The 22,720-nt window shown below is 72.1% G+C and carries 17 protein-coding genes; 11 read left to right on the top strand and 6 right to left on the bottom strand.

Going from position 1 to position 22,720, the window contains the following annotated elements:
* Positions 1–129: 129 nt before the first annotated feature.
* The gene (locus ACQP1V_RS27800) at positions 130–675 is read left to right on the top strand and encodes a TetR/AcrR family transcriptional regulator (protein ID WP_433413031.1); all 546 of its coding nucleotides are present in this window, start codon (positions 130–132) and stop codon (positions 673–675) included.
* 217 nt (positions 676–892) lie between these two features.
* Here the strand turns inward: ACQP1V_RS27800 and ACQP1V_RS27795 are convergent, their stop codons facing one another.
* Together ACQP1V_RS27795 and ACQP1V_RS27790 are read right to left on the bottom strand one after the other, a co-directional pair.
* Positions 893–1,945 carry a PP2C family protein-serine/threonine phosphatase gene (locus ACQP1V_RS27795; RefSeq protein ID WP_433413030.1) on the bottom strand — a complete coding sequence of 351 codons (1,053 nt, stop codon included), beginning with the start codon at positions 1,943–1,945 and terminating at the stop codon, positions 893–895.
* 319 nt (positions 1,946–2,264) lie between these two features.
* Positions 2,265–3,848, bottom strand: coding sequence for a PucR family transcriptional regulator (locus ACQP1V_RS27790; RefSeq protein WP_433413029.1), 1,584 nt, complete (start codon positions 3,846–3,848; stop codon positions 2,265–2,267).
* Positions 3,849–3,932: 84 nt separating this feature from the next.
* Here ACQP1V_RS27790 and ACQP1V_RS27785 point away from each other — a divergent pair, with 84 nt between their 5' ends.
* The 3 genes from ACQP1V_RS27785 to ACQP1V_RS27775 are packed head-to-tail and all read left to right on the top strand — an operon-like array spanning position 3,933 to position 7,805.
* Complete coding sequence (locus ACQP1V_RS27785) at positions 3,933–5,747, top strand: penicillin acylase family protein (protein ID WP_433413028.1); 1,815 nt, start codon at positions 3,933–3,935, stop codon at positions 5,745–5,747.
* Positions 5,744–6,949 carry an MFS transporter gene (locus tag ACQP1V_RS27780; RefSeq protein WP_433413027.1) on the top strand — a complete coding sequence of 402 codons (1,206 nt, stop codon included), beginning with the start codon at positions 5,744–5,746 and terminating at the stop codon, positions 6,947–6,949. The genes ACQP1V_RS27785 and ACQP1V_RS27780 overlap by 4 nt, the downstream gene beginning before the upstream one ends.
* On the top strand, positions 6,942–7,805 hold the full coding sequence (locus tag ACQP1V_RS27775; protein ID WP_433413026.1) for an alpha/beta fold hydrolase: 864 nt from the start codon (positions 6,942–6,944) through the stop codon (positions 7,803–7,805). Before ACQP1V_RS27780 ends, ACQP1V_RS27775 begins: the two co-directional genes overlap by 8 nt.
* Positions 7,806–7,828: 23 nt before the next feature.
* On the opposite strand, the gene ACQP1V_RS27770 is transcribed toward ACQP1V_RS27775, so the two are convergent.
* Genes ACQP1V_RS27770 through ACQP1V_RS27755 form a run of 4 tightly spaced genes read right to left on the bottom strand, consistent with a single transcriptional unit; the run spans position 7,829 to position 12,988 of the window.
* Positions 7,829–9,433, bottom strand: a complete 1,605-nt coding sequence (locus ACQP1V_RS27770) for an ABC transporter ATP-binding protein (RefSeq protein ID WP_433413025.1) — start codon at positions 9,431–9,433, stop codon at positions 7,829–7,831.
* Positions 9,430–10,296: an ABC transporter permease subunit gene (locus ACQP1V_RS27765; protein WP_433413024.1), complete on the bottom strand. Its 867-nt coding sequence runs from the start codon at positions 10,294–10,296 to the stop codon at positions 9,430–9,432. The genes ACQP1V_RS27770 and ACQP1V_RS27765 overlap by 4 nt, the downstream gene beginning before the upstream one ends.
* Complete coding sequence (locus ACQP1V_RS27760) at positions 10,293–11,444, bottom strand: ABC transporter permease (protein WP_433413023.1); 1,152 nt, start codon at positions 11,442–11,444, stop codon at positions 10,293–10,295. The genes ACQP1V_RS27765 and ACQP1V_RS27760 overlap by 4 nt, the downstream gene beginning before the upstream one ends.
* Positions 11,429–12,988 (bottom strand): ABC transporter substrate-binding protein, encoded by a 1,560-nt coding sequence (locus ACQP1V_RS27755; RefSeq protein WP_433413022.1) that lies wholly within the window; start codon positions 12,986–12,988, stop codon positions 11,429–11,431. Before ACQP1V_RS27755 ends, ACQP1V_RS27760 begins: the two co-directional genes overlap by 16 nt.
* A gap of 287 nt (positions 12,989–13,275) precedes the next feature.
* On the opposite strand from ACQP1V_RS27755, the gene ACQP1V_RS27750 reads away from it, so the two are divergent.
* From ACQP1V_RS27750 to ACQP1V_RS27720, 7 genes are all read left to right on the top strand, one after another.
* On the top strand, positions 13,276–14,712 hold the full coding sequence (locus tag ACQP1V_RS27750) for an MATE family efflux transporter (RefSeq protein ID WP_433413021.1): 1,437 nt from the start codon (positions 13,276–13,278) through the stop codon (positions 14,710–14,712).
* 209 nt (positions 14,713–14,921) lie between these two features.
* Positions 14,922–15,542: an FMN-binding negative transcriptional regulator gene (locus ACQP1V_RS27745; protein WP_433413020.1), complete on the top strand. Its 621-nt coding sequence runs from the start codon at positions 14,922–14,924 to the stop codon at positions 15,540–15,542.
* Positions 15,543–15,711: 169 nt separating this feature from the next.
* Positions 15,712–17,403, top strand: coding sequence for a PucR family transcriptional regulator (locus tag ACQP1V_RS27740; RefSeq protein WP_433413019.1), 1,692 nt, complete (start codon positions 15,712–15,714; stop codon positions 17,401–17,403).
* Positions 17,404–17,436: 33 nt separating this feature from the next.
* Positions 17,437–19,020 (top strand): amidohydrolase, encoded by a 1,584-nt coding sequence (locus tag ACQP1V_RS27735; RefSeq protein WP_433413018.1) that lies wholly within the window; start codon positions 17,437–17,439, stop codon positions 19,018–19,020.
* Positions 19,021–19,175: 155 nt separating this feature from the next.
* On the top strand, positions 19,176–19,616 hold the full coding sequence (locus tag ACQP1V_RS27730) for a RidA family protein (RefSeq protein WP_387415362.1): 441 nt from the start codon (positions 19,176–19,178) through the stop codon (positions 19,614–19,616).
* A 26-nt stretch (positions 19,617–19,642) separates the two neighbouring features.
* Positions 19,643–21,235, top strand: coding sequence for an amidohydrolase (locus tag ACQP1V_RS27725; protein ID WP_433413017.1), 1,593 nt, complete (start codon positions 19,643–19,645; stop codon positions 21,233–21,235).
* A gap of 65 nt (positions 21,236–21,300) precedes the next feature.
* Positions 21,301–22,701 (top strand): amidohydrolase family protein, encoded by a 1,401-nt coding sequence (locus tag ACQP1V_RS27720; RefSeq protein ID WP_433413016.1) that lies wholly within the window; start codon positions 21,301–21,303, stop codon positions 22,699–22,701.
* Positions 22,702–22,720 lie beyond the last annotated feature (19 nt).

Below are 22,720 nucleotides of genomic sequence, written 5' to 3'. Positions count from 1 at the left end.
CCGGCGGGCGTAGGCGGAGAGGTCGATGTCGGCATGCCCGCTGCGTGCGAAAATGCGGCTATGCCTAGGATTTCTGCCCCGAACCTCAGGGAGCACCGAGCGCAGACCGTGACTCGCATCATTGACGCGGTGGCACGGCTCTCCAAGGATCGAGGCATCGATGCGATCTCCATGACCGACGTTGCGGCGGAAGCCGGTGTCGCGCGGACCGTCCTCTATAACTACTTTCCCGACAAGGCCGCCCTGCTGCTCGCGTTCAGCCAGCGCGTGACTGACTACTTCGTCGACCAGTTCGATCAGGACCTGCCCGAGGACGCCACCGCCGGCGCGCGGCTGGAATCCTTCATCCGACTCCAGTTGAGAGGGCTCATGGCCCACCCCCACCCGGGTGCGGCCGAGATTACTGCCGCTCTCGGGCCCGACGCCTACCAAGCGCTCGCGGGACATGTGGCGCCCATGCAAAAGATCTTGTGCGACATCCTCGCCAGCGGGATCGAATCGGGTGAGTTCCGTGATCTCAATGCGGAGGCGGCCGCTCGGAGTGTCCTTGCCGTCATCGGGGCGGAGCGCATCCCCCTTGTCAGCGGTGACGTGACACCGGGAGACGCGGAGAGGAACGTCATCGCGTTCGTTCACGGAGCCGTCGGATCGGCCGCGTCCAGGGGGGCGTCGTGAACGCATCCGAGGTGACGTCCGTAATGACCACGCGGCGGTCGGCCGGGAGAGTGTCGCCGATCTGGGCGCCCTGGCGGGCGCGGTACTCGGCGTAGGTGTTCCAACCGTCGGCCAGGCGGATCTGCTGCGAAGCGGTTGGCCGGCGGGTCACTGAGCTCGGCGGCGGGTGACCACCTCGATCAAATTGACAGGTTCCGGCCGTCGCCGAGGGTGACCGTCACGGGCGGTCGTCCGTCGCGCGGACGGCGACGGCCGCGATGTCGTCGTCGAGTCGGCCGTGGCTGTAGTGGACCAGGTCTCTGTGCAGCTGCTCGAGCAGCCGGGAAGGGGAGTCCGCGTCCCACTGGCCCGCGCGCTGCGTCAGCGGGAAGAACGCGCCAGTATGGTCGCGGGTCTCGGCGACGCCGTCGGTGTACAGCAGCAGTTGGTCGCCGGCGGCGAAGGGGAGGGGGTCGATGTGATACTCCTGCCCGAGCAGGGCGCCCATGTTGATGGGCGGCGAGGGAGCCGTGGGAGTGACCTCGCGGACCGCTCCCGCGCGGAGCAGCAGCGGCGATGGGTGGCCGCAGTTGACGATTTCGACCACCGATCCGTCGTCGGGGAACTCGGCGAGCAGGGCCGTGGCGAAGTACTCCAGGTCGTCGTCGGACAACAGCGTGGTGTAGCGGTTCATGCTCACGTCCAGTCGGCGGGCCAGCCGCGCCAGGTCCGGCTCGTCGTACGCGGCCTCCCGGAAGCACCCGACGATCGCCGAGGCCACGCCGACGGCGGGGAGTCCATTGCCGCGAACGTCTCCGATGATCAGGCGGACGCCGTGGGGCGTCTCCAATGCTTCGTAGAAGTCGCCGCCGACACGGGCCTGGGCCGCGGCAGCGAGGTAGAGCGCGTCGATGTCCAACCGGCCGAGGCGGCGGGGCATAGGGCGCAGCAGGACCTTCTGTGTCGTCTCGGCGACGGAGCGGACCTGGGCGAGGGTCTCCTCCCGCTGCTGGCGCACATGGCTGGCGGAGGCGGCCGCGGCGGTCACACCCGCGATCACCGCGATGGTGAACAGGTGGGTGCGCGACTCCGTCGGATTGCCGATGGATACGGCGATCAGGACGTCGATGGCCATGGCCAGCAGGCCGAGGGCCACCGTTTCGATCACCGGCCACATCGAGGCGGCGAACGCGGGGGCGACCACGAGGAAGCGGCTGAAGTAGAGGTGGCTCGGAGTCAGAACGGACACTACGGTGACGACGGCGGTCAGCGCCAGGGGCGCCAGGAGCACCGGCTCCTTCCAGAGAATTTCCGCGCGACGCCACAATCGACTGGAATGGTTCACCTAAGCATCGTAAGGTGACCAACCTTCACCCTACGTGATCTAATCCGGCTGTCTGGGTCGGCTGGGCCACGCCTCAGCAGTACGACGCGTACAAGCACGGCTCAACTCGTTCGCCGAGCCGATCGAGCTGCGTGTACGGCGGTGGTTGTTGTTCAAATGGATTCGGGGCGCACGGGTTATCGTCGTTGTGATCTACATCGTAAAGGTGCCGTGCCTTGCCCCTGGGGACCCAAGGAGCGTGGCACGCGCGTCCCGGTCGAGCGCCTCACGCCTGAGTCGATGAGCCAGGTTCTCCGTCCCTGAGGCGGAGCCGTAGCCAGGTGATGAGGCGGGTGCCGGGGTCGGTGAGGTCGAGCCCGTTGCCGGTGAGCCTGCGGATCCGGTAGCGGAGCGTGTTGGGGTGCACACCGAGCCGCTGGGCGGCGGCGCGGACGTCTCCATGACATTCGATCCACGCCAGCGCGGACTCCTCGGCGTCCCGCAGCGCCGGATCCGCCTCGTGCAGGAGCAGGTCGGGATGATCGTCGAGCAGCGAGCGCAGCTCGATGAGCGTCGCCGCCGCGCGGACCTCGTCGATCGTGGCGACGGCCGTCCCCGAGGTCCTGAGCACGGCCAGGGCCAGATCGGCCTGACGGCGGGAACGCGGTAGATCGTCCGCGCTCACCCGGCCGCCGACGCTCGCCGCCAGGCGGCGCCGCAGGCCGAGCCGCCTGGTGAGGTCGGATGCGACCTCCCGCAGCGCCGCGAGGTCCTGCGCGGGCATCAGGCAGTAGACGGTGTCGCCGCGCAGCACGCACGCGGTCGACCGCCGGTAGGCGTCGAGGTAGGTGGCGACGGCGTCGAGGAGGTGCTCACCGAGCGGGACGTCTCCGGCGACCAGTTCGGCCACGGCCAGGACCGCGATCCCCGCACCCGGATCGAGACCGAGGCGATGGCAGGCCGTACGCGGATCCCTGCCGTCCAGCGCCTGTCCGACCAGCTCGCCGCGGCGCTCGCGATCGACGGTCCGAGCCCTCCGCACCCGCAGCAGATGCGCGGCCGCCAGCCGGGCGAACTCTTCCACGAGCACCAACTTGTCCTCGGAAAGCCGCTCGTCCCCCTCCAGGACCCACAGCATGCCGAGGGGCTCGGGTCCGCCGCGGATACCCGCGCCGATCCGCCAGATCCGATGCCCGTCATCGTCGTACGGCGGGCCGGTGTAGAAGCGCAGCGCGCGGTGGCTGGTCAGCAGCAGCCGCCGTGTCTCCTGGGGCGCGTTCCTCGCGGGCACGGTCCTGCTCAGGATGACGTCCCGCTGCAGATCGTCGTTGGTCTGGCCGGGTATGGCGGAGTAGGCGAGCAGCCGCCACTGCGTGTCCACTATCCCCGCCGGCCGGTCGAGCGTCTCGGCGATCGCGTTCACCAGCGCGTTCAGGTCGCCGGCCGGGACGCTGCCGAGGTCGCGGCTCGGCACCGCGACCAGGCTGTCGCCCAGCAGGACCGCGTCCTCCAGCAGCGTGTGCAGGTGGCTCCAGGACATCGCGACCCGCAGCGCGATCAGGGCCACACCCGCCTCGGCCGCCGCCTCCGCCAGCGACGCGGCACCCGCCGCGTCGGATCTCAGGACGGCCGCCGCCGCGCCGGCCAGCCGGCGGATCGTCTGAGCCGCGCCGGGTGTCTCGGGAGTCAGGCCGACGAGCAGCACCATGGCGCCCGGCTTGGGCGGCGCGGCGCTCAGCGGATCGTGGATCGCGGGCCCGGAGATCGGAACATCTACTCCGTTCGGTGCGGCGACGACCGTCACATAGTCGGCTCCGATCCGCCCGATCACCTGCGCGAGCGACGGCTCGAGGTACTCGACCTGGTTCATCCGTGCAGTATCGGCCAAGGGCACCGATGATTCTTCGTCCGATCGGCCAAGGAATCGCGTCCTCACTTCACCCAGGGTTGGCGCATGAAGAATTCCTGGGGCTCGGTCCGACTCCACCGCGACGCGTACGGCGTGCCGCTGGTCGACGGGACCTCCGAGCCCGCCGCCTATTTCGGGCTCGGATACGCACAGGCGCAGGACGACCTGCACGGTCTGCTCAGGCAGTACCTGCTGGTGCGCGGCGAGCTCGGCGACGAGGCGCGGGACGCCAACCAGCGGCGCTGGCAGGTGCTCGAGGAAGCCCGCCGCGGCTTCGACTCCCTCCCGGAGGACCTGCGCGCCTGCTACGAGGCGTTCGTCGCCGGGATCGGCGCGTGGATGGACGAGCATCCCGAGGACGTCCCCGCGTGGGCGCCGCCCCTGGAGCCCGCCCTGCCGATCGGCGTCAACCGCACGGTCATGCTGTACTGGATCATCACCGACGCGGTCGAGGCGCTGCGCGCGTCCGGTGTCACCCCAACCGGTGTGACCTCCGAGCTGGAACGCGGCCTGGTCCCTCCTGGCTCGAACGCCTGGGTGATCCGGCCGTGGCGCACCGCGACCGGCGAGACGTTCCTGGTCAGCGACCCGCACCTCCCGTTCGGCGGGACCTTCGCCATGTACGAGGCCGTCATCAGGGCAGGGGACCTGCACTACTCCGGGTTCGGCTTCATCGGCGCCATGCTGCCCCCGCTGGCCCACAACCCAACCTGCGCGTGGGGTCTGACCACCGGCGGACCGCGCGTCTCCGACGCCTATCGCATCGCCGTGGACGGAGACGTCTATCTGTACGACGGCGAGACCAGGAAGGTCCTTGAACACGACGGCCACGAATACGTCGTCCACAACGGCGTGGTCGCGCCCGTGCTGGCGAGGGACGACGACGCGATCTATGCGGTGTGCACGCCGTACATGGGCCTGGCGGGGGAGACCGAGCGGCAGATCATGGCCATGGTGCGCGCCCGCGACGTCACCGAGCTGCGCGAGGCCTTCGAGGCCCGCGCGTTCCCACCGCAGAACGTGCTGGCCGCCGACTCCTCCGGCGACTGCTTCTACCTGCGCACCGGGCGGGTCCCGATCAGGCCGGCATGCGACGGGGGAGTGCTCGACGGGAACACCTCCGCCACCGCATGGCTCGGCATCCGCCCGGCCGGCGACCTGGTGGGGGTCTCCAATCCGGCGTCCGGATATCTCCAGAACTGCAACACCGCCCCCGACACCGTCACCCCCGATCCGGCGCTCGCGGCCGACCGCTGGCATCCGGACGCGTTCAACGACGAGCCGGGCCGCACCACCAGCCGGGGACGGCGCAGCGTGGAGCTGCTGTCCCGGGCCTTCTCCGTGGATGTCACGGAGGTTACCGCGTGGGCGGTCGAGGACCTCTGGCCGGACACCCCCATGTGGCAGGCGAAGCTCCTGAGCGCCTCATCCAGGGAGCCGGACCGGATCCACGGCTGGCCCGAGGGGCATCGGCGCCTCCTGCACCGGCTGCTCGCCTTCGACGGCCATGCCTCACCTGAGTCGGCGGACGCGACGGCCTGGCTCTCCTGGCGCGCGCAGATCTCCTCGGACGACCTCCTGGACGCCGTGGAACGGGCCGCGGAGGCCGTACCCCGTGGGACGTATGGGGAGGAGCATCAACTCCTCCCCGGTGTGCCGGGCCGCGCCGGCGCGCTGGAGCTCGAGGTGCCCCTGCGGGCTACCTACTACGCGCAGGGCATGGCCTTCGCCGGAGGTCCCTGCCTGCGGATCATCGCGCTGGGCGGGTACGGCATGCGGTCGTGGAGCGTGTCGATGCCCGGCCAGGCCGCGCTGTACAGCCGGGGCGAGGTCAAGCCGATCACCTTCGACCCGTCATGAGGCTGTATCCCGTCATCGCGATCGGCATGCTGGCGATCACCGACGCGTTCGTGAACCAGGCCCTCGGCGTGCTCGCGCCGGACATCACCGGGTCGCTCGGCGTCTCCACCGGCGCGCTCACCTTCTTGCTCGCGATCCAGCTCATCGCCGTCGGCGTCGCTCCTTTCGCCATGTCGGCGCTGGTCAGAGGGCGTCCGATCCGGGCCGCGGTCTCCATCGGCACCGGGTTCGTGTGGAGCATCGCGACCTTCGCGATCGCGTTCGTCCACGACATCTGGACACTGGGCGCCCTGCTCCTGGTCAGCGGCCTGGCGAACGGCAGCCAGATCGCGCTGCACTCGCCGTTGCTCGCCGACATCTATCCGCCCGCCGTGCGCGGCCGGGTCCTTGCCCTGTACGGCACGGCGATGCCCGCCGGCGCGATCCTGAGCCCGCTCACGGTGTCGGCGCTGGCCGGGTGGCTCGACCTGGACTGGCGGGCGGTCTACGCCGTGCTCGGGGTCCTGTCCCTGCTCGGTTGCCTGTCGGCCTCGCGGCTGCGCGACCCCGGGATCGGGCGATACGACGACGTGGCGAGCGCTCGGGGCCTGTTGCGTTCGAGGACGCTGCGCCGCGTCTTCGCCGCCTTCGTCGCGTACGGCATGCTTCTCGTCCCGGCCGCGACGTTCCTGTCGGTGCATCTCAAGGAACGCTGGGGTCTGGACACCGACGCGCGCGGCCTGTTCTCGGCGTGCTGCTCCGCGATGGCCATCGTCGTGCTGACCACGCTTGGGCGACGGCTGGACTCGATCTTCCAGTCCGATCCGAGGAGGGTGCCGGCCGTCGTCGCCTGGGTCTTGACCGGCTCGGCCGTGGCCTTCGCCGCGGGTGCGACGGCGCCGGCCCTGCCGCTGTCGCTGGCCGCGTTCCTCGTCGGTCTGACGCTGACCCCCTTGATCGTTCCGATGATCACGCTGATCATGATCTCGGTGACCGCCCCGGGTGGGCGGAGCTACACGGCCAGCCTGTTCGGCATCGGCCTGGCGGTCGGCGGGCTGGTCGGAGCCGGGCTCCTCAGCACCGTGGAGAAGGCGTACGGCACGGCGGGAGCGGTCGCCGCCATCGCCCTGCCCGGTCTGGTCGCCGGGCTCATCATCGCGTCGACCGCCCGTACCATCCAAACCGACCTGATTCCCGTCCGGGAGGAGATCATCAATGTCTAGCGTCTTCGGCGATCCGGGATACGCGCGACTGCCGGACGGACGACGTCTGCACTACGTCAGCCAGGGCGAGGGGCGGCCCGTCGTCGTCCTGGAGTCGGGGCTCGGGGCGACCCGCACCGAGTGGGGTCTCGTCATGCCCGCGATCGCCGAGCGCACCCGGGTCGTCGCCTACGACCGGGCCGGACTCGGCCGCAGCGACCACGATCCGCACCGGCGCCACCTGGACCGCATGGTGGAGGACCTGGGACACCTTCTCGATCACCTGGGCGAGGACCGGTACATCCTGGCCGGGCACAGCCTGGGCGGGCCGATCATCCGTGCGTACGCGTCCGCGCACCCGGAACGGGTGGCCGGGCTCGTGTTGATCGACCAGGCCGCGGAGGACCTGGACTTCTACTACAAGCGGAGCATGCGCGCCGTGGCGATGGGCGCCCAGTCCGTCATGGCGGGACTCGCCACGCTGGGTGTCAAGGTCGTCCCGGCCGAGGTCCGCCGCATCCTCGCGCTGTTCCCGCCGGACAGGCGCGCCGAGGCGCTGGCCGAGATGACCCGCCCGTCCGAGATCCGCGCCACCCGGGCCGAGTACGCCGCGCTGGCCGAGGGGTTCGCCCGCCTGCGATCCTCGCCGGGCGTGTTGCCGCCGGTTCCCGTCACGGCCATCAGCGGCGCGCTCACCCCCAGCAAGGTGGAGGAGCGTGTTCGCCCCGAGCTCATCGCCAGCCACCGGCGGCTTGTCGAGTCGCAGCCCCACGGCCGTCACGTCCTGGCCGAGCGGTCCGGGCACATGGTCCCCCAAGACGAGCCCGACCTGGTCATCGCCGAGATCCTCCGGCTCATCACCCGACCTGCCGGCTGATGGCCGGGCCGGTGTTGGCGGTGTCACTGGGAGGCTGTGGGGGCGCGGGCTCCGGTGGCGGAATGGGCCAGCGATTGGAGGCGAGCCGTGGGACCGCCGTCAACGACCCGGCCGTGCCACAGGACGATCGTCGTGTCGGTGTGCGCGGCGATCAGTGAGAGGTCGTGGCTGATCAGGACCAGAGTGACGCCGTGGTCGCCGCGCAGACGGGACAGCAGGTCCATAATGCTCGTGGCGGTGCTGGCGTCGAGCGCGGAGGTCACTTCGTCGCACAGCAGCACGTCGGGGCGCACCGCGAGGGCGCGGGCGATGGAGACGCGCTGGCGCTGGCCGCCGGACAGTTGGTGGGGGTACCTTCCGGCGAACTCCGCTGGCAGGTCGACCGCCTCGAGGAGTTCCGCGACGCGCGCGGGGACCTGTCCGGCGGGCACCACGCCGTGCAATGTCAGGGGCCGGGCGAGCGTGGCTCCCACGGTCCGCGCGGGATTGAGCGCGCCCAGGGGGTTCTGCGGAACGAGTTGCAGCGCGCGGCGCTGTTCGCGGGTGCGGCGCCGGTGAGAGCGATGCAGTGAGGCTCCGTCGAGGGCGACCGTGCCCGTGCTGGGCGGGTGCAGTCCGGCGAGCACGCGGACGAGGGTGGTTTTTCCCGATCCTGAGACGCCGACGACCCCGATCGCGCTGCCGGGAGCGAGATCGAGGTCCATGTCGCGGAGGACGGTTCGCCGTGCGCCCCGGCCACCCACCTCGGCGCTGAGGTTCCGTACCGTGATCCGGCCCCGGGACGGCGGTGCGGGCGCCGGAGGCGCGGCGACTGAGACGAGGTCGGGCGTCTCTGCGGCCAGGGGCACCCCGGTGTACGCGGGCACCGGTGCCTCGGGTGGGTAGGCCGCTCCAGGCGCGGCCGAGGGTGTGGGCATGCATGCGGCGGGTACGAGGAGCCGCGCTGTTCCCGCCGGAGGCTGGAGCGCCACCACGTCGTGGGCGCAGCGAGAGACCAGCGCGGGGTCGTGGCTCGCCACCGCGACGGCGACGCCGGTACGGACGGCCAGCTCGCACAACAGGTCGGCGATCTCGTCGCGCAGCTCCGGGTCCAGTCCGGCCGTCGGCTCGTCGAGGAGCAGGACGTCGGGGCGCCGCGCGAGGGCGCGGGCGAGGGCGACCCTGCGCTGCTGGCCGCCCGACAGGGCGCCCGGACGGCGCAGCTCCAGGCGCTCCTCGGCGGGCAGCCGTACCTGGGTGAGCAGGTCGCGCACGGCCCGGCGGCCGCGGTCCACGGCGGTCTCGGCGATGAGGCGGCGGACCTTCATCCGGGGGTTGAGGCCGGACCCGGGATCCTGGCCCACGTAGGCCAGCCGCCGGCGGCGGAGCAGCCGCAGGTCCCGCTCCCCGAGGGCCAGGACGTCGTGGCCGAGGACGGTGACCCGCCCCGCGGTACGGCACGCACCGGCGGGGAGCGCCCCCGCGACGGCGCGCAGAAGGGTGGTCTTGCCCGCGCCCGACGGGCCGGTGAGCGCGACCACGCGGCCCGGGGACAGCGTCAGCGAGGCAGCGGTGAGGAGGGGAAGGCCGTCGGGCAGGCGGATCTCCAGATCGGCGACCTCGACGGAGGGCGGCTCGGCGGGTGTCACAGGGAGACCTCCGTTGTCGTGCCGGTCTTGGGCATGAGGGCGTCGGCGGCGAGGTTGACGCTGAGCGCGAGCACGCCGACGGCGAGGGCGGGGATCGCGACTGCAAGAGGGTTGAGCATGATGCCAGGCGAGTTCTCCCTGATCATCAGGGCCCAGTCGGCGGTCGGCGGCTGCGGGCCGAGCTGCAGGAAGGCGGCGACGGACACCACGTAGACGGCCTCGACGAAGCGCAGGCCGAACAACGCGAGGAGGGTGGCCCTCAGATTGGGCAGGACCTCCCGGACGATCAGATACCAGAGGCGTTCGCCGGAGGCGGCGGCGGTTTCGATGTAGCCGGACACCGCGATGGGCGCGGCCGCCGCGGCGACCACCCGGGTGGCGTACGGGACGCCCAGGACGGTGGCGGCCGCGGCGATCGCGAGGCGCCCGCCGTCCTGCCAGGCGAGGGCGACGAGCATGATGCCGAGGACGGCGGGCACCAGGATGGCGAGGTCGGCCGCGCGCTCCACCCAGCGGCCGAGCCCGGGGCGCAGGGCCGCGAGGACGCCGAGCAGTGCGGCGGCGGCGGTGACGAGCGCCGCGATCGCCAGCGCGTTGAGGACGAGCGGACCTCCTCCCGCCAGGAACCTGCTGAGGACGTCGCGGCCGAGCAGGTCGCCGCCGAGTACGGCGGCGGCGTCCGGGGTCGCGTACGGCGCGACGAGGGGCCGGTCGATCGGGTGCGGCGCGAGCAGCGGGCCGGCCAGGGCGAGCAGGACGAGAGCCAGGGCGGGGGCCGCGCGCAGCACGCGTGTGCGGCGGGACGTCCCCCGCTCGGCGCGGCGGTCGCGCGGATCGTCGTAGCGTGCGGAAGGGGTTGTCACAGGCGCTCACCCACCGTTCGGGCGCGGACGAGGTCGGCGAGTAGCAGGACGACGCTGATCGCGCCGCTGGTCGCCGCGACCACTCCGGCGACGACCGGCGTGTCCCGGTCGGCGATGGCGCCCGCCAAGACGGCGCCGACGCCGGGGTAGTTGAACAGGGTCTCCACCACGACCGCGCCGCCGAGCAGCATCCCGGCCGAGGTCGCGACGCCGACGGCGACCGCGGGCAACGCGCCGGGAAGGAGATGGTGCGTCAGGATGCGGTGGCGAGGCAGCCCGTCGATGATCGCGGCGCTCACGTGCGGCAGCGCGGCCTGGTCGGCGAGCGCGGCGCGCACGATGCGGGTGTTCCAGCCGATCTGTGGGACGGCCAGGGCCAGCAGCGGAAGCAGCAGCATGCTCCACGAGGCCGGAGCGCCGTCGGGACCGATGAGGGTGACGGCGGGCAGCCAGCCGAGCCACAGGGACAGGACGAGCAGCAGCGCGATGGCCACCACGAACTCCGGGAGCGCGAACGCCATGGTGGCCACGACGCCGATGACCCTGTCGGCGCGGCCGCCCGGACGCAGCGCGGCCCAGCTTCCCAGTGCCAGGGCACCCGCCAGGCTCACGGCCAGGGCCAGGCCCCCGAGCAGCAGCGTGTTGGGGAACGGCCCGGCGAGCAGGTGGGTGACCGGCTCCCCTCGGGCGGAGGTGCCCAGGTCACCGGTGGGCAGGGCAGTCATCCAGTCCCAGAAGCGCTCGGCGAGCGGGCGGTCGAGGCCGAGCGCCGTACGGCGTGCGGCCAAATCTGCGGCGCTCTCGCCGCGTTCGGACGTGCTGGAGGCGGCGTCGCCGGGCAGCAGCTCGACGGCAGCGAAGACGACCCCGAGCAGGACCGCGAGGACGGCGAGGCGCCGCAGCGCCGACCAGGCAACGTGGCCCGCGACCAGGACGAACCGTGGCTTCTCCGCAGACCACGCCTCTCCGTCAGACCGTGGATTTCCAGCGACCCGGTTTTCCGCTCCGCCCCACATCTCCGGTCCGGCCCCGGTCTCCGCTCCGGGCCGCGGCTTCGTTCCGGAGCGGCCCCGGCCCCGGCCCCGGCCCGGGGCCGGAGGCGCGGGGTCGCCTTCTTCGGGCTCGCGACGGCTCAACGGGCCAGCCACGCCTTCTCAAGCTGCACCCGGCCGTAGCCGGGGAGCGTGGGCAGGCCGCGTACCGCACTGCCGGCCAGGTCGATGCCGTCGGCCATGCCCCACAGCAGGTAGCCGGACTTCTCGTACTCGATCTGCTGCAGCTTGCGCAGCGCCTCGGATCGCTTCGCGGTGTCGGCGGTTGCCATGGCCTCGCGGTACGCCTCGTCGAAGGCGGGTTCCTTCCAGCCCGCTTCGTTCTGGCCCGAGTCGGACAGCATCGTCTTGCTGGCGAAGAACACGACGGAGTCGTTGGTGCCCCAGTACGTGGTGTACAGCGGGGCCTTGAGCCAGGTCTTGTCCCAGAAGACGGCGGAGTCCTGTTTGACCACGTTGATCTTCACACCGGCCTCGCCGACCTGCGTCGCGAACAGGGTCGCGGACTCGGCGAGGCCGGAGATGTCCTCGGTGGTGACCAGGTCGTAGGTCTTGGACAGGTCGAAGCCGGCCTCGGCGAGCAGGCTCTTCGCCTTGGCGAGGTCGCGGGAGCGCTGCGGGAGGTCCTTGGCGTACGCGGGGTCGCCCGTGCCCAGGACGTCGTTGGCGACGGTGCCGTACCCGGACAGGACCTGCTTGACCATGGCCTCACGGTCCACCGCCAGGCGCAGGGCCTCGCGGACCCGGGGATCGGCGAACGGCCCGTCGGCGGTGCGCATGACGATGGGCATCGCCATGTCGTTGGGCCGGCGCAGGATCTGGATGTCCTGGCGGGACTCCGCCGTGCGGGCGGCGACGGCGCCGACGTTGGACGCCACGTCGATCTGCCCGGCCAGCAGGGCGTTGGACATCGCCTGCGGGCTCTCGAAGATCCGCACCTCGATCGCGTCCAGGAACACCTTCCCGCCGTACCAGTTGTCGTTGCGCACCAGGCGGGCGTTGCCGTCGCGGAACCAGTCCAGCTTGAACGGGCCGGTGCCGGGGGCGGTGGCCAGCGCGTCGTCCTTGGTGTCCTTCTTCATGATGAACGTGGTCAGGCGGGTGAGCAGCGGCAGGTCCGCGTTGGGGTAGTCCGAGACCAGTACCGCGGTCTTCGCGTCTTCCGCGGTGATGCCGGAGGGCTGGATGCCGGGCAGCCGGCTCGCGCCGGCCGGGGTGGCACGCAGCCGCTTGAGCGACCAGACCACGTCCTCGGCGGTGACGGGCGTGCCGTCGTGGAAGGAGGCCCCGTCGGCGATCGTGAAACGCCAGGTCTTCAGGTCCTCGGACGCCTTCCACGCGCCGGCCAGGCGCGGCGCGGTGTTGGTCGCCTCGCCGGGGACGGTCAGCGTGTCGTAGAGCAGGCTGATGATCAGGTAGTCGCTCTCGTTGGTCTGCGTGCCGTGCGGGTCCCGTGTGACGGCCGAAGCTCGGCCGAGGGCGCCGACCCGCAACGTGCCACCCGTACGCGGCTGCTCCGCGGCCGAGCCGGACGCCGAGACCGCCGCCGGACCGGTCTGCCCGCCGTTTCCGCAGGCGGCGAGCACACCGGCCAGCCCGATCCCCGCGCCGGTCCACAGCAGCTGTCGTCTGGTGAGCACGTCGCCCTCGTTCCTCAAATGATGCGATCCGATTTAGGTTTGCCTATCCTAAACACATGCTTTACCTGAGGCGAGAGTTGGGGACGGCCGCGTCCACGACCGACCTGACCGGGCGGAAGCGTGCACACCGGGCCGGAGGCCGCCCTCCATGGGTTCTCCGTGCGCGGCACCGCTAGGGTCACTCAGGCGGACGACACCGGCGTGACCGGTTCCCCCCGGAGTACCGATCCCGCGGGACGGCCGGGCAGCCGGCCGACGTGACCCTGCCCCGCACGATGTGAGGAGCCATGCCCCTTTCCCGACTCCGCCAGGACGTCAAGCCCCTGGCCGCCCTCGCCGTGCCGCTCGCGCTCACCCAGCTCGCGCAGGTCGCCCTCACGACCACCGACACCGTCATGATGGGCCTGATCGGCATCGAGGCCCTGGCCGCCGGAGGGCTCGCGCTGGTCCTGTTCAACCAGCTCCGCACCATGGGCGTCGGCCTGGTGACCGCCGTCGGGAACCAGGTCACCGCCGCGGCGGCCCGCGCCGAGACCGCCGAGGCCGGCTCGGTCGAGGGGCACGGTCAGGTCAGGGGCAGGGACCAGGCCGGAGACGACGTCCGCGACCTGCTGCGCGCGGCACTGGCCGTCGCCACCCTCGCCGGCGCCATCGGCGCCGTCCTGCTCGTCTTTTCCGGGCACGCGCTCACCTGGCTCGGCCAGGACGCCGCCGTGGTGCGAAGCATGCAGCCCATGCTGGTCGCGCTCGCCCCCGGGCTGCTGCCGTGCCTGTGGTTCCAGGCCATCCGCCAATTCACCGTTGGCATGCGCCGCCCGCAGGCGCTCCTGCGCATCACGCTCGCGTCGGTGGCGGTCAACGCCGGCCTCAACTGGGTCCTCATCCATGGGTGGTGGGGGCTGCCCAAGGTCGGTCTGGCCGGCATCGGCGTCGCCACGTCCCTGGTGTACCTGCTCTCGTTCATCGCGCTGTACGCCTCCGCGCGGCGGGACCCCGTCCTCGCCCCCATGCTGTCCCTGCGGATCTGGCGGGTCAGGCCCGCGACCCTGCGCCGGCTGCTCGGGCTCGGGACGCCCATCGCCGCGACGTACGGTTCCGAGGCCGGTTTCTTCTCCGTCGTCGCCCTGCTGATCGGGAGCTTCGGCAGCTCCGCGCTGGCCGCGCACACCGCCGTCAACCAGCTCATCTACATCGTCTTCCAGGTTTCGGTCGGGCTCTCGCACGCGGCCTCCATCGGGGTCAGCCGCGAGGTCGCCCTCGGCCGGGCCGGGGCCGCGGCGCGCATCGCCCGCACCGCCCTCGTATGCGGGGCCGCTGTCATGACCGTGGTCGGGCTGGTGTACCTGGCCGTTCCCGAGCTCGTGTTGCGCCCGTTCCTCGACCCGTCCGGCGGCCAGTATCGGCAGACGCTGGACATCGCCACCTCGCTGCTCCTGGTCGCCGCCGTTCTCCAGTACGTCGACTGCGCGCAGAACATCGGCGTGGGTCTGCTGCGGGGCCTCGACGACACCAGGAGCGGTTTCCGGATCACGCTCATCGGCTACTGGGCGATCGGGCTGCCCGCGGCCTGGCTGATCGGCGCCGTCGCGGGTGCGCACACCGTGGGCGCCTGGCTGGGGCTGCTGACGGGACTGGCCGCCACGGGCGGTCTGCTGCTCCGGCGCTTCCACCGTTCCCTCGCGGCGTACGGCACGCGGGCGCAGGCCGTGGAGTCGCCCGCCTGACCCCGGACGACGCCCGAGCGCAGGTCGACAACCAGTGGTCCATGGGCGAGTACGGCTCCCAGGCGGTGGTGTGACAGACCGCCGTCAACCCGGTCGTGGCCGTGGAACTGAACCGCACGGGTCCTTTGTCGGGACGCCCAAAGTTCCCCGTGGGGCCTTGGCGGCTTCCACGCTGACAGGGGATGTGTAACACCTGTTTCATCGTTCGTATGCTGGAACAGGAGATATACGCGCTCGACGATCCGGAGGCGCTGCGCGGGCTGATCCGCGACCACGGCTGGGCGACGCTCGTGACCGTCTCGGCGGAGGGCGAGCCCGTCGTCACGCACCTGCCCGTGATCCCCGATCCGGAGACGCCCGGGCCCGCCGTCGTGGGGCATCTCGCCCGTACGGACCCGGCCGCGCGCGGGCTGGGGGAGCGGCCGGTCGTGCTGGTGGTCCAGGGTCCGCACGGGTATGTCTCGCCCACGTTCTACGAGGCGGGGCTGTACGTCCCGACCTGGAACCACGTCACCCTTCATCTGCACGGAACACCGGATCTGCTCGGTCCCGGGGAGACGTACGAGGTGCTCTCGGCCACCGTCGACCATTTCGAGTCCGCGCGGCCTGAACCGTTCCGGATGGCCGACGTGGAGGGGTACGCCCGGCGGATCGCCCCCGGCACCACGGGCTTCCGCCTGGTGCCGTCGAGGGTCGTGGGCAAGGCCAAGCTGAGCCAGGACAAGCCGGCGGAGATCGTCGAGCGGGTGATCCACGCCCTGGACACCGACGACGTCCACCGCAACCCGGCGCTCGCCGACGCGATGCGCGCCGTGACCAGCGCGCCGTGAACGGGCGTCGCGGCCGGCTGGCCGTGTGCCCGCGCCCGTGAGGACGGCGGCCTCCGAGAAGGGGCTCGCGAGGAGGCGTCCGCGAGGAGGTGCCGGCGAGGACGGGCGCAGGGTGTCGTGCACGGTGCCGTAGGGTGATTTACTCCCCCGTGTTGAGGAAGGGGCGCTCATGTCCCAAACCGACCTGATCCCCGACGGCACCATGGCCCGCCCGTACCGGCCCTCGCTCGGCCAGGTGCTGGAGACGCTCGGCTCGCACGTGCTCTCCGCCGTCCACGTCCCCGACGCCGGCCTGCCGATCGGCGAGCCCGTCGTGCACGACCCGGACGATCAGCTCGACGACCGTCCCGCGGGTGTGCTGCTCGCCGTCGGCGCGCGGCCGTCCGCGCCGGAGACCCGCGATCTCGTACGGCTGGCGGGGGCCCACGACTACCACGCGGTCGTCATCAAGGACCGGGGCGCCGAACTCGGCGAGCTCATCGACGTCGCCCGCGAGGCGGGGGTGGCGCTTCTCGTGGCGTCGGCGCGGATCCCGTGGCGCCAGCTCGACGCGCTGCTGACCGCCGCGATCTCGGGGCCGGGAGCGGCCACCGCGACCTTCTCCTCCGTCGGCATCGGGGACCTGTTCGCCCTGGCCAACGCGATCGCCACCACGATCGGCGGGGCGACCTGCATCGAGGACGCCGAGGGCAACGTGCTCGCGTACTCCAACGTGCCGGGGCAGGAGATCGACGAGATACGCAAGCTGGGCATCCTGGGGCGCAAGACGCCGCAGCGGCCGACCAACCGGCTCGAGTACAGCCGGGTGTTCCGCGCCGACGGGCCGGTACGCTTCCCGAGCCTCGGGCCGGGGCACATGCGGCGGCTGGCCACGGCGGTGCGTGCCGGAGCCCGGCTCCTGGGCTTCATCTGGGTGCTGGACGGCACGCCGCCCGTCGTCCCCGGGGCGATGCGGCTGCTCGGGGACGCGGGCCGGATCGCGGCGGCGCACATGCTGCGCTCGCGCGACCCCGGCGACCCGTGGCGCTGGCAACGGGCGGAGACGCTGCGCCTCCTGCTCGACGGCGACGTCTCCGAGTCCGTCGCGGCGGCTCGGCTGGGGCTGCCCGCGGACTCGTCCGTGGCGATCATGGCCTTCGCCTCCGCGCGGCCGGTCCCCGAACCGGGAGCCGCCGAGGCCGCCGTCACGACCGTCGTCGACCTGGTCAGCCTCGCGTGCGAGGCGTGGCACCACGAGGCCGTCTGCACCACGAGCCGGAGCGTGCTCTACGCCCTGGTGCCCGTGCCGGAGGGCACGCCACCCGACCGGCTGGTCCGGTTCGCCACCGGCACCGCGGCCTCCGTGCGCAAGGCCGCTGGAATGGACCTGCACGTCGGCATCGGCCCTCTCGCGGCGAGGCTGGAGCAGGTCCCGGAGTCCCGCCGGCTCGCCGACCGCGTCGTCCGCGTACTGGCCGAGACCGCGGGCGGCGCCACACGCGTCGCCACCGACGAGCAGGTGCGCAGCCGGATCGCCCTGCTCGACCTCGTCGACAGAGGCGACACCGCAGCCGAGCGGCTGCTCGAACCGGTCCGGCGGATGCTGGAGTACGACGCCGCGCACTCCAGCGTGCACGCGGTGACGCTGCTGGCCTACCTGGACGCGTTCGGCGAGGCGGCCAGGACCGCGGCCGAACTGTCGATCCACGAGAACACGCTGCGCTACCGCATCCGCCGCCTGCAGGAGCTGTTCGGAGTGGACCTCGCCGATCCGACCGAACGGCTGGTCATCTGGCTCCAGCTCCGTCTGCTCCACATGCGTGCGGAGTTCTCGTCGATGCCCACAAGAGTCCCGGGATGGAACGTCCGTTCTCAACGATGAGTGATCGCGGGGACACCGCCTAGCGTCTGCCGTATGTCCTCACCTTCGGCGCCGTCGACGCCTCCCGTTCCCCCGCCCCTCTCCTCAGTCGTCTCCCCGCCCGCGCCTTCGGCGTCCGAGGAGCGTCCCGGCCTGGTGCTGCGCAACGCCAGGGTCGGGCTCCGCGGCCCGCTCCGGCACATCCTGATCACCGGTGGACGGGTGGCCGCCGTGCTCGACGAGCCGCCCGGCTCCACCGAGATCGGCGACCTGACGGCCGGTCACACGCGGGCCGGAGCGGTCGAGGACGTCGATCTGGAAGGCGCGACCGTCCTGCCGGGGCTGTGGGACGCGCACGTGCACTCCGTGCAGTGGGCGCAGGCCCGCCGCCGGATCGACCTCGGCGGCGCACGCTCCGCGCGGGAGGCCGCCGAGCTGGTCCTGCCGCACCTGCGGCCGTCCGGGCCGACCTCCGAAGTGATCATGGGGTACGGCTTCCGCGACGCACTCTGGGCGGACGTGCCGGACAGGTCGCTGCTCCCCGAGGCCCACCCGGTCGTGCTGATCAGCAACGACCTTCACACGGCCTGGCTCAGCGGCGCCGCGCTCGCCCTCATCGGCAGGGGCGACCACCCGACCGGGGTCCTACGCGAATCGGAGTGCTACAACGCGCTGGCCGCGCTGCCGCCGCCCCCTCGCGAGCTGCTGGACAGGTGGGTGGCCGAGTCGACCGTCGCCGCCGCCCGGATCGGGGTGACCGGCATGCTGGACTTCGAGCTGGCCGACAACGTCACGGACTGGCTGCGGCGGTTCCGTGAGCAGGAGGTCGCCGTACGCGTCGCCTGCTCCATCCCGCGCAGCGGCCTCGACGAGGCGATCGCCCATGGGCTGCGCACCGGCGACGCGGTGGCGGGCTCGGGGGGATGGCTCGAGGTCGGTCCGGTGAAGATGTTCGTGGACGGCTCGCTCAACACCCGCACCGCCTACTGCGACGACCCGTATCCCGGCTCCGGCGACCGCGGGCGGCTGGAGACGCCGCCGGACGAGCTGGCCGCGATCATGGAGCATGCCGCCCGCCACGGCCTGCACCCCGCTGTGCACGCGATCGGCGACCTCGCCTCCTCCATCGCGCTCGACGCCTTCGAACGGGTCGGCTGCCCCGGGCGGATCGAGCACGCGCAGCTCGTCCGCGCGGGCGACTTCGCCAGGTTCGCCCGGCCGGGACTGGTCGCCGGAGTGCAGCCCGCGCACGCCCCGGACGACCGCGAGGTCGCCGACACCCACTGGTGCGGCCGGACCGCAAGGGCCTTCGCGTACGCCGACCTGCTCGCGGCGGGCGCGACCCTCGAACTCGGCTCCGACGCACCCGTCGCGCCGCTCGACCCCTGGGACGGCATCGCCTCGGCGGTGACCAGGACCGACGACGAGCGTCCGCCATGGCATCCCGAGCAGGTCATCTCGCTCCAGGACGCGCTCGCCGCCGCCTCCAGGGGACGCTCCGCCGTACGGGAAGGGGAGCCGGCCGACCTGATGATCCTGGAGCGCGACCCGTCGCTCCTCGCGCCCGGGGAGCTGCGCCGCCCGAGCGTGCTCGGCACGCTCGTGGGCGGCCGGTGGACCCACCGGACAGTGGGCTGATCAGCGGGATTCGACGCCCGGCTCGCCGGGAGGCGCCCACCCGCCCGGCGAGCATTTACAAAACGTCCAATCCATTGACCAACAGTCTAAATCTTGGGTAGCCTCGGCCTTCACGGCTCGCGAGGCGAGCCCCGTGAAGTGCCCAGGAGGTCGGCATGGAAACCGGATTTCTCGCACTGCCCGAGCCGTTGGTGCCCTTCGCGCGCTACGTGCCGTGCCGGTGGAGCGGTGACGAGCTGCACGTTTCAGGGCAGGTCGCGGCGCGCGAGGGGGAGTTCCCGCTGCGTGGCCGCGTCGGCGCGGAACTCACGCTGGAGCAGGGCCGGGCGGCTGCGCGGCAATGCGCGCTCAACGTCCTCGCCGCGTTGCAGCGCGAGTTGAACGATCTGTCCAGGATCCGCGCGCTCGTCAAGGTGACGGTGTTCGTCGCTACCGGGCCGGACTTCCTGGAACACCATCTGGTGGCCGACGGCGCCTCGGAGGCGTTCATCGAGGCGCTCGGCGACGTGGGCGAGCACGCGCGCTCCGCGGTGGGCGTCGCTCGGCTGCCGATGGACTCCCCGGTGGAGATCGAGGCCACCGCCCTGGTCGGCTGACCGCTCGGCGCCGTTTAGGAGGAATGATGGACGCCACCCCCAAGCACCTGACCATCATCAACGGCCGCCTGTTCCTGCCCGGCGCATCGATGGAACCCCGGTCCGGCGACGCGCCCACCGCCCTGGTGATCGAGGACGGCAGGATCTCCGCCGTCGTCTCCGACGACGAGGCGCTGCGTCTGCGCCACCCCCGCGCCGAGGTGATCGACGCCGCGGGCGGGTCGGTCCTCCCGGGGTTCGACGACGCCCACATCCACGTGATCCCCGGCGGCCAGTGGGACGGCCTGCTCGCGCTGAGAGGCGCCGCCACGGTCCCGGAGCTGCAGGCGCGCATCGCGGAGTACGGTGCGGCGCACCCGGAGCTGCCGTGGATCTGGGGCGGAGGGTGGCACTACGCCGCCTGGGGGGACGCCAGGCCCGCCAAGGAACTGCTCGACGCGGTCCTGCCTGACCGCCCGGCCATGATGACCTGCATGGACGGTCACAGCTACTGGGTGAACTCCGCCGCCCTGCGCGCCGCGGGCATCGACCGCCACACCCCGGATCCCGTCAACGGCACGATCGTGCGCGATCCGGCGACCGGTGAGCCCACCGGCTGGTTGAAGGAGAAGGCGGGCCAGCTCATCTACCGGGTGATGCCCGAGCCGACCCACCATGACCTGAAGCTCGCCCTGCGCCGGGCCGTACAGGCGTTGAACGCGTCCGGGTTCACCGCCGTGCAGGACGCCCGGACCGATCCGCGCGAGGTGCCGGTATGGCGGGAGGTGCTGGCCGAGGGCGGGCTGACGCTGCGTTCGAGGATCGCCCTGCCCATGGCGCCCGAGCAGTCACTCGGGGACTGGCGGACGACTCTGGACGAGCATGAGGAACTGGTGGCGCCGCTCCGCGGCGGCGACTGGCTGACAAGTGGGATCGTCAAAGGCTTCGTCGACGGCGTGATCGAGAGCCGGACGGCCGCGATGCTGGCGCCGTACGAAGGCGAGGAGAGCAGCGGCGTGCCCGCTTTCGAGCCGGAACAGCTCACGGCGTTCACCGTGGAGGCGCACCGGCGGGGATGGCAGGTCCAGCTGCACGCCATCGGCGACCGCGCCGTCCGCATGGCCCTGGACGCATTCGAGGCGGCGGGGCGGCGCCGGCACCGCGTCGAGCACGTCGAGGTCATCCATCCGGAGGACGTCAAGCGCTTCGCGGCACTGGACGTCGTGGCGAGCATGCAACCCGCGCACGCCTTCTCCGCCCCGGACCGGGCGCACGACTGGCACGGCGTGATCGGGCCGGAGCGTGCGGCCGCGAACTGGCCGATGTCCGCGATCCACGCGTCGGGAGGGGTCATCGCCCTCGGGTCCGACTGGCCCGTGGTGGACTTCGACCCCTTTATGACACTGCACGCGGCGATGTCCGCGGACCACGCGCTCACCTTGCCGCAGGCGCTCACCGCGTACGGGCGCGGGTCGGCCTACGCGGCGCACGTCGAACACCGGCGGGGCGACGTCGCCGTGGGAATGGACGCCGACCTCGTCGTGCTCGACCGGGACCTGCTCGCCGCCGGGGACGTCCGGGGGACCGGAGTCATGGCGACGATCGTCGACGGCGTCGTGGTCCATCGCGCCGCCCGTTGAGGGGCGGATCCGAACGCAGGCGTCTCTCGCCGAGGCGTTCTGCCACATCAGTCTCAGGAGTTGGCATGGAGTACGACATTCTGCTGCGCGGTGGTCGGGTGATCGACCCCGCCGCGGGCATCGACCGGGTCGCCGACGTGGCGGTCGCCGGGGGAAAGGTGGAGGCGGTCGGCCCCGATCTGGCCGGGCACGCCGCCACGGTCATCGACGTCGCCGGCCGATACGTCATCCCGGGTCTGGTGGACCTGCATGTCCACATCCCCGACCATGCCGGCGGCGGTGCCGGGCACGCCATGCTGGCCCGCGCGGGTGTGACGACCGCCCTCGACCTGTCGGGCCCGGTCACGGGCGTCCTGACCGCCGCCGCCAAGTCGGGCGTCGGGCTGCACATCGCGGCGGTCGAGGCGTTCCGTCCGGGACAGCAGCTGCCCGCGCGACCGACCAGAACCGAGATCCGGCGGGCCGTCGAGCGGGTGCTCGCCGCGGGCGGCATCGGAGTGAAGCTGCACGTCGACAAGGGCTGGGAACCCGAACCGACCGGGATGATCATCGACGAGTGCAACCGTGCCGGCGTGTGGATCGCCAGCCACTGCGGCACCACCGCGACCGGGAGCGACATCATCGGCCTGCGCGAGACCCTGGAACTCGCCGGGGACAACCGGCTGCACGTCGCCCACGTCAACAGCTACTGCCGGGGCGACGTCGAGGACGCGGGTGCCGAGGCGTACACCGCTGTCGAGCTGCTCCGCACGTCGCCGCACGTCTTCGCCGAGTCGTACCTGGCGGAGATCAACGGGTCCAACGGCACCTGCGTCGACGGCCTGCCCAAGAACAGGCGCGTCCGCTCCTGGCTGGAGGGAGCCGGCTATCCCGGAACCGAGGACGGCCTGCGCCGCGCGATCCGCGAGGGCTGGGCCCACGTCACTCGGATGGAGCCGGACGACGTGCTCCTGCTCTCCGGAGACGAGGGCGTCGCCCTCTGGGAGGAGGCGGAGACGCGGACGCCCATCTGCCTGCCCGTCAACCCGGCCATCTCCCGGCTGGTGCTCGGATCGTCCAGGAAGGCCGACGGCGGTTTCGACGTCCACGCGCTGGCCACCGACGGCGGCGCCTACCCCCGCAACGTCACGGTGTCCGCCGGCCTGTCGATGGTCGAGTGGGGCCTGCTCACCCTTCGGGAGTTCGTCACCAAGGCGTCCTGGACGCCGGCGCGGATCCTCGGGCTGCCCGGCAAGGGACGCCTCGTGGACGCCGACATCGCGGTGATCGACCCGGTGAGCCGTACGGTCACGAGCACGATCAGCGCCGGGCGGCTCATCTGGCACCGGGGCGCCGTCCTCGGTCGCGGCACCCGCTTCCTCAGCACCGAACGCGGCGCGGCCGCCGCGCGTGAGGCCTGCGGCGTCCATGAGCTTCTCGAACCGGCGGGCAGCGGCTTCTACACCGGCGACGGCCTCGCCGCCTGAGCCGGCCGGAGGGCAAGAC

The organism is Microtetraspora malaysiensis, assembly GCF_050947145.1.
GTDB lineage: Bacteria > Actinomycetota > Actinomycetes > Streptosporangiales > Streptosporangiaceae > Microtetraspora_A > Microtetraspora_A malaysiensis.
Note: the sequence above shows the minus strand (reverse complement) of the source record. Positions and strands in the feature narration are given on the sequence as shown.

What these genes read in the sequence shown, in the direction of transcription:
- ACQP1V_RS27750 (WP_433413021.1), top strand. Translation starts at nt 13,276, where the DNA reads ATGCCCCTTTCCCGACTCCGCCAGGACGTCAAGCCCCTGGCCGCCCTC.
- ACQP1V_RS27785 (WP_433413028.1), top strand. Translation starts at nt 3,933, where the DNA reads ATGAAGAATTCCTGGGGCTCGGTCCGACTCCACCGCGACGCGTACGGC.
- ACQP1V_RS27725 (WP_433413017.1), top strand. Translation starts at nt 19,643, where the DNA reads ATGGACGCCACCCCCAAGCACCTGACCATCATCAACGGCCGCCTGTTC.
- ACQP1V_RS27775 (WP_433413026.1), top strand. Translation starts at nt 6,942, where the DNA reads ATGTCTAGCGTCTTCGGCGATCCGGGATACGCGCGACTGCCGGACGGA.
- ACQP1V_RS27735 (WP_433413018.1), top strand. Translation starts at nt 17,437, where the DNA reads ATGTCCTCACCTTCGGCGCCGTCGACGCCTCCCGTTCCCCCGCCCCTC.
- ACQP1V_RS27720 (WP_433413016.1), top strand. Translation starts at nt 21,301, where the DNA reads ATGGAGTACGACATTCTGCTGCGCGGTGGTCGGGTGATCGACCCCGCC.
- ACQP1V_RS27790 (WP_433413029.1), bottom strand. Translation starts at nt 3,848, where the DNA reads ATGAACCAGGTCGAGTACCTCGAGCCGTCGCTCGCGCAGGTGATCGGG.
- ACQP1V_RS27745 (WP_433413020.1), top strand. Translation starts at nt 14,922, where the DNA reads ATGCTGGAACAGGAGATATACGCGCTCGACGATCCGGAGGCGCTGCGC.
- ACQP1V_RS27780 (WP_433413027.1), top strand. Translation starts at nt 5,744, where the DNA reads ATGAGGCTGTATCCCGTCATCGCGATCGGCATGCTGGCGATCACCGAC.
- ACQP1V_RS27740 (WP_433413019.1), top strand. Translation starts at nt 15,712, where the DNA reads ATGTCCCAAACCGACCTGATCCCCGACGGCACCATGGCCCGCCCGTAC.
- ACQP1V_RS27730 (WP_387415362.1), top strand. Translation starts at nt 19,176, where the DNA reads ATGGAAACCGGATTTCTCGCACTGCCCGAGCCGTTGGTGCCCTTCGCG.